This window comes from Nocardioides guangzhouensis, assembly GCF_004519545.1.
Classification (GTDB): domain Bacteria; phylum Actinomycetota; class Actinomycetes; order Propionibacteriales; family Nocardioidaceae; genus Nocardioides; species Nocardioides guangzhouensis.
The window spans coordinates 35544-50840 of sequence record NZ_SDKM01000035.1 but is presented as its reverse complement, the minus strand read 5'-3'; the positions used below and the strand labels follow the sequence as shown (position 1 = coordinate 50840).

11 protein-coding genes and 1 pseudogene are annotated in these 15297 nt (G+C 70.0%); 9 read left to right on the top strand and 3 right to left on the bottom strand.

The annotated features are described in order from the left end of the window. Positions 1-911, top strand: a pseudogene (locus EKO23_RS19700) (hypothetical protein); the annotation flags it as partial. Between the two features lie 2 nt (positions 912-913). On the opposite strand, the gene EKO23_RS25440 reads toward EKO23_RS19700, so the two are convergent. Beyond that, positions 914-2350, bottom strand: coding sequence for an Ig-like domain-containing protein (locus tag EKO23_RS25440; RefSeq protein WP_167880565.1), 1437 nt, complete (start codon positions 2348-2350; stop codon positions 914-916). A gap of 253 nt (positions 2351-2603) precedes the next feature. After that, complete coding sequence (locus EKO23_RS19685; RefSeq protein WP_134719876.1) at positions 2604-3515, bottom strand: hypothetical protein; 912 nt, start codon at positions 3513-3515, stop codon at positions 2604-2606. A gap of 184 nt (positions 3516-3699) precedes the next feature. On the opposite strand from EKO23_RS19685, the gene EKO23_RS19680 reads away from it, so the two are divergent. After that, a complete protein-coding gene (locus EKO23_RS19680; RefSeq protein WP_134719874.1) occupies positions 3700-4500 on the top strand; it encodes an eCIS core domain-containing protein in 801 nt (266 codons plus the stop codon). A 498-nt stretch (positions 4501-4998) separates the two neighbouring features. Here the strand turns inward: EKO23_RS19680 and EKO23_RS19675 are convergent, their stop codons facing one another. Then, the gene (locus EKO23_RS19675) at positions 4999-8967 is read right to left on the bottom strand and encodes a phage tail protein (RefSeq protein ID WP_175582723.1); all 3969 of its coding nucleotides are present in this window, start codon (positions 8965-8967) and stop codon (positions 4999-5001) included. 127 nt (positions 8968-9094) lie between these two features. Between EKO23_RS19675 and EKO23_RS19670 the strand changes: the two genes are divergently transcribed. The 7 genes from EKO23_RS19670 to EKO23_RS19645 all read left to right on the top strand — a co-directional run bounded on the left by EKO23_RS19670 (position 9095) and on the right by EKO23_RS19645 (position 15291). Then, positions 9095-9760, top strand: coding sequence for a hypothetical protein (locus EKO23_RS19670; protein WP_134719872.1), 666 nt, complete (start codon positions 9095-9097; stop codon positions 9758-9760). 141 nt (positions 9761-9901) lie between these two features. After that, complete coding sequence (locus tag EKO23_RS19665) at positions 9902-11443, top strand: phage tail sheath family protein (protein ID WP_134719870.1); 1542 nt, start codon at positions 9902-9904, stop codon at positions 11441-11443. 50 nt (positions 11444-11493) lie between these two features. Further along, positions 11494-11937, top strand: coding sequence for a phage tail protein (locus tag EKO23_RS19660; RefSeq protein ID WP_134719868.1), 444 nt, complete (start codon positions 11494-11496; stop codon positions 11935-11937). Beyond that, positions 11937-12401 carry a hypothetical protein gene (locus EKO23_RS19655; protein ID WP_134719866.1) on the top strand — a complete coding sequence of 155 codons (465 nt, stop codon included), beginning with the start codon at positions 11937-11939 and terminating at the stop codon, positions 12399-12401. Before EKO23_RS19660 ends, EKO23_RS19655 begins: the two co-directional genes overlap by 1 nt. Further along, positions 12398-12553, top strand: a complete 156-nt coding sequence (locus EKO23_RS25435; protein WP_167880564.1) for a DUF6760 family protein — start codon at positions 12398-12400, stop codon at positions 12551-12553. The genes EKO23_RS19655 and EKO23_RS25435 overlap by 4 nt, the downstream gene beginning before the upstream one ends. 1413 nt (positions 12554-13966) lie before the next feature. Then, positions 13967-14845, top strand: coding sequence for a hypothetical protein (locus EKO23_RS19650; RefSeq protein WP_134719865.1), 879 nt, complete (start codon positions 13967-13969; stop codon positions 14843-14845). After that, positions 14845-15291 carry a phage tail protein gene (locus tag EKO23_RS19645; RefSeq protein ID WP_134719863.1) on the top strand — a complete coding sequence of 149 codons (447 nt, stop codon included), beginning with the start codon at positions 14845-14847 and terminating at the stop codon, positions 15289-15291. The genes EKO23_RS19650 and EKO23_RS19645 overlap by 1 nt, the downstream gene beginning before the upstream one ends. Positions 15292-15297 lie beyond the last annotated feature (6 nt).

Sequence of the window (15297 nt, the reverse complement as noted above, 5' to 3'; positions counted from 1 at the left end):
TGGTCAGCCACCTGCTGCACAGCGAGCTCGGCATCAAGACCGCCATGGACACCCACCCCAAGCACGACATCGCACTCGGTGCGGCCTGCGCCCCGAGCATCTCTGCCCCGTCGAGCCCGGCACCTCACCCCAGGGTCACCGACTGGCCCACTCGCGGCCGACCGACCACCCCGCCCCCTGCTCAACAGGAACCAGTGGGTGCAACGACTCCCGAGCCGGATGTCGAGCCCGTCCCCCGTGCGCCGGTCACGCCTCGGCGCGTGATGCGGAGAAGCTCGAGCAGCCCCGCCACCAAGTACTTCGTGACGGCGGCGGCCCTTGCGGTTCTCGGTCTCGTCATCACCTTCGTGTTCGCCGAGCGCCCCTCGCAGCCCGAGCTCACCTGGAGCTCCGACGGCAATGCGGGCAGCACATCGACTGTCTCCCGAGGCACGACGGTCAAGACAAACGTCCTGGGGATTCCCTTGCCCGGGGAGCTGGACGTGGGTCGCGGAGGCCGGTTCACGGTGCCGCAGAACCTGGCGGTGTTCGCCGCCGGCCCGGTCGACGCGCTGGCCGGCCCGGACCAGGTCGGGACCCTCGCTCGCTCAGGCGACCCATGGTGGCGCCCCATCGCAACCGTGCCCGGGGCCTTCCTGGTGCTGGCCATGCTGTTCGCCTTCGCGTACGCCGAGTCCCAGATGCGATCACTTCGCCGCGGCAGCGGCGGCCTCCGGTTCGGTGAGCTCCTCGGCCTTACCGGGATCGGCGTCACCTTCGGACTGGCCCTGGGTCTGCTCGCCTGGGTCTCAGGACGCACGCTCGCATGGCCGCAACTGATCCCGACCATGATCTGCTTGGCCGCGGCCTTCGGCCTGCTGGCATTTGCTATCGCAGCTCGACGCGGTCCCGCGCCAGGACGAAAGACGTGATCTCACTGCTCGCCACGACGCGAGATCCACCCACGCGGCAGCAACAACCAGCCCACGAGCAGGAAGAAGAGCAGGACCGCACCAGCGGCGCCGGCCGCGCCCCCGGTGTTGGCAGAGCTCAACGTCGAGCTGACCACCCCGAACTCAACGGTGACGGACCGGTTCCCGCACTCCAGGCTCGCCTCGTGGGTTCCTGGGGGCAGCGTGGGGAGGCTGGCCTTCACACCGACCTCGTCGTCGGAGCTCGCGGCACTCACATCCGGGGCTTCGAGTGTCTTCCCGCCGACGTCGACCGACACACCAGTCGAGGGCGGGCAGCCCCCGCACAGGAAGGCGACGTCACCCAGGCTCGTGACGCTCACCGGCGTGGCTTGTCGACAGGTCAGCGGCCCCTCGTTCGGCGAGACCCATCGGTGATCGATGGCCACCTTGATCGTGGACCCGCCCTGGTCCACGGACGCCAGCACCCGGTCCGCGCCCGGCGTCTGTCGGGCATACGTGAGCTCAGCACGTCCCGCCTCATCGGTTGACACACTCTTCTCGATGTCCGGCGAGCCGCGCTGAACCGCGACGAAGGTCACGAGAACTCCGGCGACCGGGTCGCCCTGGTCATCCACCCATCTCGCGACGGCGGTGAAATCGCCGCCAATCGTCGTCGACGTGCCGTTCGGCGACAGGGCCAACCGACCCACCTCCGGTTCCTCCTCGGTGGGCGGCGTTTCGACGGGAGGGATGGGCGGGCACGTCGAGCCGGCCGACGGTACGCCTGAAGGCGTGGGAGAGAGCGTTGCCGAGGTTGTAGGACAGTCGGATGGCCGCGCCAACCACGTCCGCGTGATAGCCGGCGCGCTGGCCTGACGCTCCAAGTACGTCGCGGTCGCGGTGATCGACTCGGTCCCAGGACTCGAACCGGTGTACGTCCACTCGGCGTGGCCAGGCGCATCAAGAACGCTGAACTGATCGATCTCGCGACCATTCACAAGTCGCTTGAAGACCACGTCTGCGCCGTTCGCAGCAGCGCCGTCGTCGGTGACCTTGGCGGCAACCGTGAACGTCGTGCCGACGTACCCGCTGGTCTGGTCTGGCTTGAGAATCAGCCCGAGCCCCGTTCGCCACAGGTGCCGGGTGACGGCGCTGGACGTAACAGGGACAACTGACAAGGCAGCCACCCGATTCGGGATCGGTGGGTCGGGATCCGGGTCGGGATCCGGGTCAGGCTCCGGGTCAGGCTCCGGTTCTGGGTCGGGTTGCACCTCAGCGGCAGCGACCACCTCGATCCGGTCCAGCCCCTCATTCTTGCCGGTGTAGGTGAAGGCCGACTCGGCGTTGACACCCGACCGTTGGACCGGCGGCCTCATCGTCAAGGGATTGGCGCCGGTGACGCTGAACCTGATCGTTGGCTGTTCGATGATGGTGTTGGAGCAGCGAAGGTTGGCCACCACGCTCAGCTTTGTTCCCACCTCCGACGATGACCCACCCGGACTCTTGGTGAGTGTCAGCGCGCACGAGGGCGGCAGCGCTCCCGCTGGGGCAGCCTGGGCGCGCTCGACGGTGGAGCGTAGGTTGCCCACGAGGGCGGCGGGCATCACCAATGCACCGACAGCGAGCACAAGGCTGGCGACAAGCGAGATTCGTCGACGGCCCGTGACACCGCTCTTGCCTTCAGCGCATTGCCGGGACACGACAGGTCTCCTACCCGTCAGCCGTTGGGAGGCTCGCATTGGCCGTTGATGACTCATCCTCGCGGGGCCGATCGTCCTGAGCTGAGTGGGCGCCGCCGCCGGCGTCGACATGGCCGAGAGGCAGGAAGTAGCCGATGAGGAACGCCACGACCGCGCAGAGCGCAACGGTCGGCAGCCAGGCCGCGATGGACGGCACCATCAGACTCGTCGCGGAAAGAGTGAAGGTCAGAGTCAACCCGACGCCGAGTCCCGGGACCGCGAACTGCATGCCTCGGACCCACCGGTTCTCCGACAGTCCCACGCTTCCCGGCTTGCCCGTCCGCGCGAGAGCGAGGAGAAGGACGGCGATCAGCAGGGCGGTGCTGGCGGCCACGGCCATGCCGAACCAGCCGTAGGTGGACCACAGCGACCCGTGGACCTCGACGGGGAAGGCCTCGTAGACGAGCACGGCCCTCTCCTCGTCCAGCAGTTCCAGCCGCGCAGGAATGAGCCCGACGGCTTGATCGGTGACGTCATCCAGGTACAGTTCGACGGTTCGCTCGGCCGACTCCCCGGCGTCGAGCTCGAGACCCAGCCGGACCGTGTACGTGAAGAAGGCGAGGCCCAACACCCTCCCCTGCATGCGCATGGCGTTCACGACAACGGACTTGCTGCCTTCATTGCTCACATCGAGAACAACCGTGGTGGGCGATTCTCTCCCCAGGGAGATCGGCGATCCGCTGTCGACACGATCGACTTGCCGTCCGTCGATCGTCGCGCTCCAGACGAGGTCGTCGTCCTGTGCCGCACCTGCTCCAGCCCACGGCCAGAGGATCGCCATCACCATGGTCGCGAACGTGAGCGCAAGACTGCCCGCCGCTGACGTCACCGAGATCGTGGTGTCCGAGAGCAGTGACTGGTCGCAATGACGAACAGCCGCCATACAAACACGTTAGTGACGACCCCGAGGCGGCGCAGACAATTAGCACATTGCGGGCGGAACGGGACGTCGATACTGCCCTTTGGGGCACCGCCGGCTGCGCGATGACGAGGGCCTGCGTCCCTGCTGCTTGAGTCCGAGCGGCCGGATGCTGGTGCATGACCGTCTGAGACCGGAGGAGTCCGTCATGCGCGAGCACCAGTTCGACGCCGAGGAAGCCGCCCTTCGCCCCAAGGCAGGGCGGATCGAGGACCCGGTCGTCGACCACCAGGGTCGCGCCGCGGCCGCCGGGCGCTCCGACGTGCTCGGCGAGTCGGGGCTGGTCGGTCTCCAACGGGCCGCCGGCAACAGCGCGGTCAGCTCGATGGTCGAGGACGAGCCGTCGCCGGTGCACGACGTGATCAGCTCGGGTGGCCGGCCCCTGGAGCCCGACGTACGCACGGACATGGAGGGCCGGCTCGGCGCCGACTTCGGCGACGTCCGCGTCCACGACGACTCGGCCGCGCACCGCTCGGCCCAGTCGGTGAATGCCCACGCCTACACCGTCGGATCGAACATCGTCTTCCAGCGCGACAAGTACGACCCTGGGTCGGACAGCGGACGCACCATGCTCGCCCACGAGCTGACCCACGTCGTCCAGCAGCGCAGCGGCCCGGTCGAAGGGACGCCGACCGCCGGCGGCATCCGGGTCAGCGACCCCTCCGACCGCTTCGAGCGCGAGGCCGCCGCCAACGCCGACCGCGTGATGTCGGCCTCCGCCGCTGCCGAGCCCGCTCCTCCCGCCCCGGCCCCGGCGGCTTCCGTCCAGCGTGACGCCAGCGAGGAAGCGCCTCCCGTGCAGCGCCAGGAGGCCGAGGAGGAGAAGGAAGAAGAGACGGCCCAGGGCACATTCGTGCAGCGGGCCGGCGAGGAGGAGGAAGAGGAGACCGCTCAGGGCTCCTTCGTCCAGCGAGTGAAGGCCGAGGGCGAGGAGCAGGACGAGGAGTAGGCCGGGCTCTTTCGGATGACCAGCCCCGCGGCCAACCCCTCGACCCGGCCGGACTGCACTAGCTCCGACACTTGGGGCGGCATTGCCGGGACCGCCCACGTCAGCGACTCCGGAGCTGCGTCCATGGACTCGCTGGTCCCGGGCAGAGCGAGTGCCTTCACCTCAACCACCTATGCCGGTCATCCGACGGAAGCGGGTGCGCGGACGGTCTCGAAGTTCCTTGCGGTGCCTGACGGTCGACACGCGTCGGTGGAACCGCTGTCGCTTGGTTTCGCGCATCGGGGCCGGTCGCCGCGTACGGTCGGCTGACGTTCAGCAACGATGCCACACCCGTTCCACCCCTTCCAGAAGGCCGTCGGTCCGGTGTGCGTCAGCGTGAAGGCATCGGCCTGAGCGTCTCAGACCGACTGGTCCAGACTTTGGGGGGGTGGGCCTTTGACATCAGCCTCGTTCGTGTCCTCACGTGCTGGACGATCTCCCAGAACGCGCCAGCCAGGGCTACCCAAGCCTCTCGCCAAAGATTGAAATGATGTCCCTGACCTGAATCGCCGCGGCAGCGCGCACCGTTGCCGGGTCCGGCGTGGGCTGCGACTCGCCACGCCGCTGTCCGTTACGCCGGTGATCCTCGGCGATTGAGGCATTGAGGTCGACTACGCGTTCAGCCATGCGGTCCGCCAGCAGATGTCTCAGCACCTCGATCCTTTGTGCGGCGGTGAGTCCTTGCCACAGGCTCTCCCGCTCGCTCCGCTCCGGCACCGGCAGCTCTCTGTGACCCAACGCGATCCTGGACCTTCCGCCGAGGTTGGGAGCACCACGAGTCCGAACGGCCGTTGCCCAGGTAATTGCGTCGGAATCAGCAAGACCGTACTTCTGCCCCCCTGACTCGATGCCGTGAGTCTTTGCACTCGCGGCTCCCTTGTAGACAAGGATGGTGTGGAAGAGGTTGTCCTCGGGACCCGGGCGATCGATCCGGCGCGACTCGCCAACGGAGTTGAACAAGTCCGACACCAAAGACACGGGAATGACATGTTCGGACTCAAGCGCGACCCACGGTTGAGCGGGGTTCCGAGGGACGGCGCCACTGTTCTCGCTGTGAGGAGCGATCCGGCCTATGCCTGGCGCACCCCCGATAGGCACAGTTGTGACATCCGCACCGATTTGAGAGAGCAACTCCACGATCACAGGTACCAGCAGATCCAGCTGCTGACGGGCTGCGGCGTCCCTCCCGATCTTCTGTGAGGCGATCGCCTGCCGAGCTAACACGATCTGCTGGGCCACGTTTCTGAGCAGGGCGTCCGAGTCGAGTGGCGCTAGACCTGCTGCGCGGCGGCGGTCGTTGATCACTCGAATCTCGTGAAGGATCGCCTCAAGCACCGGTCGTGGAGTTGAAGCCATGACGATGGCGCCGGTCCGCGTGTCAACGCTCAACATGTGCCGGCGTTCCCCTGCGTTGAAGGGACGCTTGATGATGCCGAGCGCCTCCCCGATCGCTCGCGCCTTCCCCTTGACCCACTGCTTGCCGGCCGCGACCTTGCCCTTCACCCACGCCTTGCCGGCGGCGATCTTGCCCTTGACCTTCCCGGCGATGCCCGCGATGCCGCGGATGACAGGTCCGGCGAGCTTGAGGCCGGTCTTGATCACGAAGTCGAGGGCCTTGTTGACGGGCTTCTGGAGCTTCTGGACGATCTCGCGGATCTTCTGGCCGATGCCGCCGAGGCCGATCACGCTGGCGAGGAAGCCGATGATGATCGGGACCATCTGGGACAGGACGTCCTCGATCTTCGCGACGACGCCGCTGATGTTGCCGCGGACGATGTCCGAGACCGAGTCGAGGATCGTGTTGACGAACTTGGCGATCCGGCTGGCGTTGTTCACGAAGAACATCACGACGTCGTAGATCAGCTTGCAGGCCTTGATGAACGCGGCCGCCGGGTTGAGCAGGCTGATCAGCCAGGTGATGCCGGCGGTGATGATCTTGGTGAGGACGAAGTCCTTGACCTGGTCGAGGATCATCTCCTTGATGTCGCCGAGCTTCTCCAGCAACATCTCCCACAGCGCGCCGACGCCGCCGGCGGCCAGCTTCTGGAAGATGTCGACGCCTGTCTCCACCGCCGACATCGCCTTCTCGCCGATCTGCTTGACGATCCGGTCGCGGATGTTGCGCCAGGTCAGGCCGAACAGCGAGGCGAGCAGCTTGATGACGCCCTTGAGGTCGAACGTCTCGGGCAGCTCGACGCCACCCTCGGCGAGGGCGCCGAAAAGCCACGACAGAAGGCCCTTGCGGAGGTGCGCGAGGAAGTTCTCCTTGAACCGGTTGATTCCGCCCTTGATGCCGTCGATCAGGTTGCCCAGGAAGCGGATCGGGTGCGCAACGATCTGCCCGACCACGCCGGCCACCCGGGCCAGCACGTTCTTGAGCATCGCGACCAGCTCGCGGATGGTGTTGATGATCGCCTTGATCGCGCCGATGGCCTTGTCGATGAGGCCCCTGTTCTCGGCCTGCAGCTCCTCGATCCGCTCGTCGAGGCCCTTGCGCGCCGCGACGTACTTGGTGGCGAGCGTGTCGACCACCGACTCCTGCTTGGAGGTCACGTCGCTCTCGAGCTGCTCGAACCGGTCCCCGATCTCCTTCGACGCCTCGGACCCGATCTTCTTGAGGTTGTTCGGCAGGCTCTTCACGTACGTCGAGATCTCGGTCTTGCCGGCCGCGATCCGCCTCTTCGCCGCCATCAGGTCGCCGCCGACGATGTCGGCGACCCGGGCGATGGTGACGTCCATCTGCTTGAGGTAGAGCTCCCGGCCGGCCACGTAGAACTCGTTGACCTTGTCCGGCATCCCCCTGATCTTGTCCCGCAACCAGCGGAACTTGCCGGTCCAGCCGCCGTACCGGTCCTTCTTGTACGCCGACATCTTCGCCGAGACGTAGCTCTCGAAGGTCGCACGTGCCGACTTCTCGCCGTCCTCGAACTCCTTCTCGACCTTGGGGTCGATCCCGTCGAGGATCTTCCTCACGTCGGCTTCGGTCGCGTCGAAGATCGCCTGGATCCGCGCGGTGACCTCGGCCCGCTTCTGCTCGTCCCTGGACTTGGTCTTCCCCTTGTCGGCGATCACCTTGGCCAGCGCCGCGCCCTTGGCGCCCTGCATGCCGGCCACGCCTTCCTTGGTCTCGGCGTTGGCGTCGGCCTTGCCCTGCTCGATGACCTGCTGCTCCTGCTGGCGGTACTCGCCCGGCGCCTTGTCGGCGTGCTCGGCGGCCGCCTGCCTGTCCGCCAGACCCTGCTGGAACTGGGGCTCGTTCGACTGGGCCAGCTGCTCCTCGGTGACCTCGCCCTCGGCCATCTCCTGGTTGACCTCGTGCTTGCCGGCCTCGAGGTTGAGCTGCTCGGGCGGTGCGGGCTTCGGCACGGCGCCCGCGGCGGGGATCGGCACCGCCGAGCCGGGCGGTTCCGGTCCCATCGGCGTGACCGGCTTGGGCACCGCCTTCGACTGGTCCGGTGCAGCCTCGGTCGCGGCCTCGATGTCCTTGGCCTGGCCCTCCTTGCCCTGGGTGACCATGCCCTTGATCTCGCCCTTGACCTCGCCGGCCTTGCCGGACTCCTTGTAGCTGTCCGCCTCCTTGAGCGTCTTCGGCGACTTGGCCTCGATGGCGGCCTTGACCGCGGCGATGAACGCCTTCTTGTCGAACGTGCCGGCCTGCTGCGCGTCCATGTTGTCGGCCTTGGCCGCCTTGGCCTGGCCGCCGAGGTCGTCGCTCGGAGCGAGCGCGGCGTCCTGCGCCTCCTTCGCCTTCGAGGCGGCGGGCGGGTGCGCGCGCTTGGCCTTGCCGAACGCCGTGACGTTGCGGGTCACCTTCGTGAACGCCGGATCGCTCTCCGGCTTCACACCGGGCGGCTTCACCGGAGGCTGCAGCAACTGCTCGCCGGACAGGGTCGCGGGCTCCGCGACCGGCGCCTCCCCGCCGGAGATCTGCGGGGCGGGCGGAGCGGCGCCCGGACCGCCGCCGACCGGCTTCGCGGGCTTGGCCGCGGCCTTCCCGAGCGGGCTCTTCGCCGGCACCGGCTTCTTCGGGGGTACCGCCTTCTTGGGCGCGACCTGGCCGGGGCCGAAGCCGGTCGTCGTGACCGCCAGGGCCGAGGCCGGCGGGCGGACGCCCTCGAGGTCGACCGGGATGCCGAGGTTCTTGGCGGCCTTCAGCCCCTTCTCGAGCGTGTCGACGTTCGGCTCGTCCTTCCTGAGCTCACGCAGCCCGCCGTCGATGTCGGACCTCGCCTGGTCGCCGGGCCAGCGCAGCCGGGCGGCCATGAGCGCGTTGACCGCGGAGTTCCCGGCGGCCCGCTGCATCGCCATGAGCGCGCGCGGACCCACGGCGGGGCGGGCGTGGCCGCCGCCGACCTTGCGCCTGCCCTTCGCGAGGGCATCGCCGACCGCAGTGCGCGCGGCATCGGCCGTCTGGCGTGCGCCGGGCATGCGACGAGGATCGCCGACACCGGGACGGCGTACGCCCGGCGGTCAGGCACGACCCGGGGCACCGCCCCGTGCCCGAACGGGCAGCCGGACGGTTGCGCAGCGCGAGCGGAGCCGGTGGACTGGTGCTGTGCACGCGCTCCTGTCGAAGGGCCCCGCGAGGCGCAGCGCGGCCAGGGCCGCCGCGAGGCGCCAGCGAGCGCGCGGTGGCGCCGTCGTCGTGGGGGACGCCGGCGCCCGCGCCACGGAGGTGCTCGACCTGCAACGGCTGGCCGGCAACCGCGCCGTCACGCAGCTGGTGCGGACGTTCGACGGCAACGGCCACTCCGGGAGCATCACGCTGCACGGACAGGCCGAGCCGTTCTTCGACGGCGGCACCGCCAAGGTCCTGAACCCGGGCGTCGCGCGCAAGAAGGGCTGTGACTGCCCCCAGGACGAGCCCTGCATGACCGGGACCGGCACCCTCCGGGTGACCTACAAGGTCGAGGTGACGATCACGATGCCCGACGTGCCGGGCGGTCTCAGCGCCTGCCAGGAGCGCCGCGTCCGGGACTTCCTGCGCAACGTGCTCGGTCCGCACGAGCAGGAGCACGCACGTCGACTGCGCACCTACGACGGCACCACCTCCCGTCCGTTCTCCGTGACGGCGTGCGGACGTCCGGCCCTGGACGAGGCCGTGAACGCCAGGATCCACAAGATGCAGAACGACGAGCACGACCAACGCTCCGCCGACGCGGAGAAGAAGTCGGCAGCGATCGACCCGTTCGACCGTCCCGTCGACCTCAGCTGCACCTAGAGACGTGCCCTGGCTCGGCTCCGCGGGTCGATTACCCCAAGAGGCAGCCCACGCTGCCCGCGTCTCCGTCCGCTCGGCCGTTCATCGCGCCCGCGCGTGGGAGCAGGCTGGCCGCCTAGTCCCTGAGCGAGGAGGCCAGGCATGCCGACGTACCTGTCACCCGGTGTGTACGTGGAGGAGATCGAGTCGGGCGCCCGGCCGCTCGAGGGAGTGGGTACGGCGGTCGCCGCGTTCGTCGGCCTCGCCGAGGCCGGGCCGTTCAACGAACCGACGCTGGTGAGCAACTGGACGTCGTTCAGCGACCTGTTCGGGGGGTTCGTGCCCGGGTCCTACCTGGCCCGCTCCGTCTACGGCTACTTCATGAACGGCGGCGGCAACTGCTATGTCGTCCGGATCGGCCAGAACGGCTCCGAGCAGCAGGGCAAGTCCGCCAAGGAGCTGCCGGCCGGGCCGCACGCCCAGCTGGGGCGGCTCAAGTTCACCGCCATCGAGGCCGGTACGCCGGCCGGCGAGATCAGCGTCGAGATCGCCGACCCCGGCGGAGACGACGCCGCGGACGACATGTTCAAGGTCGTGGTGAAACGTGCCGGCCAGCCCGTCGAGGAGTTCGACCGGGTCACCCCGGGCCGCGGCAAGACCAACGTCGCCAACGTGATCAACGCGCAGTCGTCGGTCATCCGGGTCGAAGAGGTCAGCGGCGAGCCCGTGGCCAAGCCGCAGAGCGGCGAGCTCGCGCTCAGCGAGGCCACGATCACGGCGGTCGCGGCTCCCAGCGTCAGCTCCGACGACTACGTCGGCGACGTCGCCGACCGGACCGGGTTCGGCGGCCTCGAGACCGTCGACGAGATCACCATGCTCGCCGTACCGGACCTGATGAGTGCCTACCAGCTCGGCGCGCTCGACCTCGAGAGCGTCCAGGCCGTCCAGCTCGCCATGATCGCGCACTGCGAGCTGATGGGCGACCGGATGGCGATCCTCGACACGCCGCCCGGGCTGAACCCGCAGCAGGTCAAGGAGTGGCGGGTCGACAAGGCCGGCTACGACTCGGCGTTCGCCGTCCTGAACTACCCGTGGATCAAGACCGCGAACCCGGCGACCGGGGAGATCGGCTTCATGCCACCGAGCGGGCACATCGCCGGCATCTGGGGCCGCAACGACGACACCCGTGGCGTGCACAAGGCGCCCGCCAACGAGGTGATCCGCGGCGCCATCAGCCTCGAGGTGCAGGTGACCAAGAACGAGCACGACCTGCTGAACCCGGTCGGCATCAACGTGGTCCGCTCCTTCCCGGCCCGCGGCACGCGCCTGTGGGGCGCCCGCACGCTGTCGTCCGACCCGGCCTGGCGCTACCTCAACGTGCGCCGGCTCTTCAACTACCTCGAGGAGTCGATCCTGGTCGGCACCAACTGGGTGGTCTTCGAGCCGAACGACGAGGCCCTGTGGGCACGGGTACGCCGCACCATCTCGGCCTTCCTCGTCAACGAGTGGCGCAAGGGCGCGCTGTTCGGGAGCACCCCCGACGAGGCCTTCTACGTCAAGTGCGACGCAGAGACCAACCCCAGCGAGGGCATCGACGCCGGGCAGCTCGTCTGCGAGATCGGTGTCGCCCCCGTCAAGCCGGCCGAGTTCGTGATCTTCCGGCTGGCCCAGTTCTCCGGCGGCACGAGCCTGGTGAGCGAGTGACCGCGAGCTGACGACAACCCCCGGGACCCGGCGCACGAAAGGAGAGGCGCATGCCACTGCCGGAGATGGACTCAGGCGTAGGACACTCGTTCGGCCTGGAGTTCGACGGAGTGCAGATCAAGAGCATCACCGAGATCAGCGGGCTCAAGATGGAGCAGGACGTCATCGAGCTCAAGGAGAACGGTGCCGACGGCAAGTACGTCATCAAGAAGCTGCCCGGCCGCTGGAAGGCCCCCGAGGTCACGCTGACCCGCGGCCTGTCGGAGGACAACAGCTTCGACCAGTGGATCAAGGACTCGCAGTTCGGGAAGATGTCCGACGTCCGCAAGGGCGGCGCGATCATCGTCTACGACTACGAGGGCAAGCCGGTCAAGCGCTACAAGCTCACCAACGCCTGGCCGAAGAGCCTGGAGATCGGCGCGCTGAAGGCCGGCGACACCTCCGTGCTGACCGAGAAGCTCGTGGTCACCTGTGAGCGCCTCGAGGTGGAGTGATGCGCCGCTCGGCCCTCGCCGACGCCCTCGCCGAGGAGCAGGCAGCCGCGCCGCCGGCGGAGCGACGTACCGCCCCGGGAGCTGACGGGGAACGGCTCGTCAGCGAGTTCCCGTTCGTGCTGCCCCGCGGGTACGTCGACTCCGCGGGGGCGGTGCACCGCGACGGCGTCATGCGGCTGGCGACGGCACGTGACGAGCTGGTCCCGTTGCGGGACGACCGCGTGCGCGAGAACCCGGCGTACCTGACCGTGGTGCTGCTCGGGCGCGTGGTCACCCGGATCGGCACGGTGACCGACATCCATGCCGGGATCATGGAGAACCTCTTCGCGGCGGACCTGGCGTTCCTCCAGGACCTGTACCGCCGCATCAACCAGGAGGGGCACACCCGCGCCGGCGTCACCTGCCCCGACTGCCACCACACGTTCGCCGTCGACCTCGCTGGTGGGCGCCTGGGGGAATCGTGACGTACCCGGCCGAGTCGCTCTACGAGGAGGTCGCGTACGTCGCCTACCACTTCGGCTGGTCCCGCGACGAGATCCTGGACCTCGAGCACCCCGAGCGCCGGGAGTACGTCGCGCGGATCGCGCGCCTGACCACGCACGGCCGTCAGGGCTGACCCGGGATGCGCTGGCCGTGGAGCTCGCGACGAGCGGAGCCCGATTCCTCGAGGGCCACCGGGGACGGCACGGCGGCCCGGCCGCACGACGCGTGGCGATCCCTGCCCCCGCTGCAGCGGACGACGCACGACCACCTCTCGGCCTGCCACCTCGACACGTTCGGGTCGACGCTGAGCGCGCACCACGACCCGCGGTTCCTCGAGCCGCTCGGCCACGACGTCGAGCCCGAGGCGCCGTCGGGGACGGTGGCCGGTCTCGCCCGACCGGCCTCGACGTCGCTGACCGAGTTTCCGCTTCCCCAGGCGCCGGACCTGGACACCTTCGGCGCGCCGGCAGTCTCGTCACCGAGAACGTCACCGCCCCCCTCTCCGGCCCCGTCACCGGCCGCCGCTCCCCCGGTGCAGCGTGTCGTCCAGCGGTCGCCCGAGGTCCCGGTGCTCCCCACGGCGCCGGCCGGGCGGACCGCGCTGCCTCCCGCTCCCCCGACGCCGTCGGCCCACCCCGCCGCTCCGACAGCTACGGCCCCCGTCGCACCTCCTCCGGTCCAGCGCTCGGTCGACGAGGCGGCGACCCCGGAGGCACCGCCCACGCCCGCGGCGCAGGCAGGAGCCGCTCCGGGCCCGACGCCCGAGCCAGACGCCGCGCCCGAGCCGGACGTCGTGCCCACGCTCGGCATCGACGTGCCGGAACCCGACCCGACGCCGGGACAGCCCACCTCGGTGGCACCGATGCCACGTTCGCTCCAGCCCTCCCCCGCGCCGTCCCCCGCGCCGCCGACCACGGCCGCAGCGGGCCCGCCCGTGCAGCGCGCGACGGCGCCCGACCAGCCGGCAACGGCGCCGACCACGCGGACGCTGCCCGTCGTGGCGCGCACGATCACCGGCCCTCCGCCGGGTCGTTCGTCCGTGTCGTCCCTGCCCTCCCCGGTCCCGCGACCGGTACCCACGCTGCCGCCGCCGGCAGGGCCCGGACCGGAGGCCGGGTCGTTGCCCGGGTTGTTGCCCGGGTCGACGCCGACGTCCGTCCAGCGCACCCCCGGCGTGCCGGTGCCCGGGCTTCCCGTGCTGTCGCCGGAGGTGGAGCACGACCGCGGGGCCCTGGCCCCGGCACCGCGTGCCGCCGAGCCGGACACCGCCGAGCCGAGCGCCGAATCGAGTACCGCCGGGCCCGCCCCGGAACCGCCGACGGTCCAGCTCCTCGGCGAGCGCCCGATCGCGCTCGACATCCCCACACCCGCCGAACCGCCCGCCGCAGCCTCACCGGACGTCACCGGTGACCTGCCTGCCATGGTCGACCTGAGGGGCACGGCCGAGCCGCCGGCTCCCGGGTCGCCGGTCTCCGGGGGTCCGACGGCCAGCCCTGCGTCGCCGGTCCGCCCCCCGTCGCCCGGTCCCCCGGTCCAGCGGTCAGCGATGGCACCGGCAGCGGCCGGTGTCGGTCCGCCTCTCCCGCCCCCCACGCTGATGTGGCCGACCGCGACCTCGTCGACGACCGCCGGCCGGACTCCGGTACGCCGGGTTCCGACGCCGCCCCTCGAGGTGCAGACCGTCCGCGCCGCCACCGCAACGGCACCTCGCGACGCGACGGCCGAAGCCCCGGTCCCGCTGGTCGTCCCCGAGCGGGTGCCCGCCGCCGACGCGCCGGCGGCCCCGGAGCGCGCGGTGGCACCGGGGCCCGCGCCGTGGTCGCCCTCCGGCCCGTCGCCCACGGCCGCTGCGCCCCCGGTGCAGCGCAGCGCGGCACCGGCGTCCCGACCCGCGCTTTCCGTCGGCACGCCCAGAGCGAAGCCTGCGGGGGCGGTCCCGGCATTCCCCGACGTCGCGCCGACACCCGGGCACACCCCCGGTGCGCCGTCGTACGACGTCCCGAGCGGTGTGGTCCGGTCGTTGCCGCTGCAGCGGATCTTCCCGGACACCGGACCCGCCGACCGCCCGTCGACCACGTCCCCGGCCCGCCCGCGACCCACCGATGCCGGCGCGACCGCCGCCGACGGCGCGGTGACCACCCTGACCTGGGAGCCGCCGACGCGTCCGGTCACGACCGTCCTGCAACGCGCCGAGGACGGCACGGAAGCGGCGGCCACGGCCGACGAACCCGCCGCCGGGACCACCGGTCCGACGCCCTCGGCGACCGGGGTAGCCGCCGCCCTGGGGTCGACGTCGCCACCGGCGGGCAAGCAAGGCGGGCCGGACATCGACGAGCTGGCCCGGCGCCTCTACGGGCCGGTGACGGCGATGCTGCGGGCCGAGCTGTGGCTGGATCGTGAACGTTCCGGAAGGAGCCTCACCTGATGACGAGCCCCGCCTACCCCGAGCCGGCGGTCAGCGTCTGCTTCGCCGTCAAGATCGACGAGCTGCAGCTGGGTGCCTTCAACAGCTGCGAAGGCCTCGGCATCGAGGTGGTCCTGGAGCAGCGCGAGGAGGGAGGCAACAACGACTTCGTCTGGCAGCTGCCGACCCGTCTCAAGTTCTCCAACATCAAGCTGACCCGCCCGATCTGCGCCGACACCACCGAGGTCATGAAGTGGCTGGCGAGCATGGCGACCGGGGTCACGCCGAAGACCGCGAACATCTCCGCGATGACGGCGGAGGGCAAGGTCGTGGCGTCGTGGGGCCTGCTCGGCGTCATCCCGGTCAAGTGGTCCGGCCCCAGCCTGAACCTCGACTCGCCGAAGGTCGCGACCGAGACCCTCGAGCTGGCCCACCACGGGTTCACCGACGCGAAGCCACCGTCATGAGCCCGT

Excerpts from the sequence above, each read along its gene's own strand:
- EKO23_RS19685 (WP_134719876.1), bottom strand. The coding sequence starts at position 3,515 with ATGGCGGCTGTTCGTCATTGCGACCAGTCACTGCTCTCGGACACCACG.
- EKO23_RS19680 (WP_134719874.1), top strand. The coding sequence starts at position 3,700 with ATGCGCGAGCACCAGTTCGACGCCGAGGAAGCCGCCCTTCGCCCCAAG.
- EKO23_RS19675 (WP_175582723.1), bottom strand. The coding sequence starts at position 8,967 with ATGCCCGGCGCACGCCAGACGGCCGATGCCGCGCGCACTGCGGTCGGC.
- EKO23_RS19665 (WP_134719870.1), top strand. The coding sequence starts at position 9,902 with ATGCCGACGTACCTGTCACCCGGTGTGTACGTGGAGGAGATCGAGTCG.
- EKO23_RS19660 (WP_134719868.1), top strand. The coding sequence starts at position 11,494 with ATGCCACTGCCGGAGATGGACTCAGGCGTAGGACACTCGTTCGGCCTG.
- EKO23_RS19655 (WP_134719866.1), top strand. The coding sequence starts at position 11,937 with ATGCGCCGCTCGGCCCTCGCCGACGCCCTCGCCGAGGAGCAGGCAGCC.
- EKO23_RS19650 (WP_134719865.1), top strand. The coding sequence starts at position 13,967 with ATGGCACCGGCAGCGGCCGGTGTCGGTCCGCCTCTCCCGCCCCCCACG.
- EKO23_RS19645 (WP_134719863.1), top strand. The coding sequence starts at position 14,845 with ATGACGAGCCCCGCCTACCCCGAGCCGGCGGTCAGCGTCTGCTTCGCC.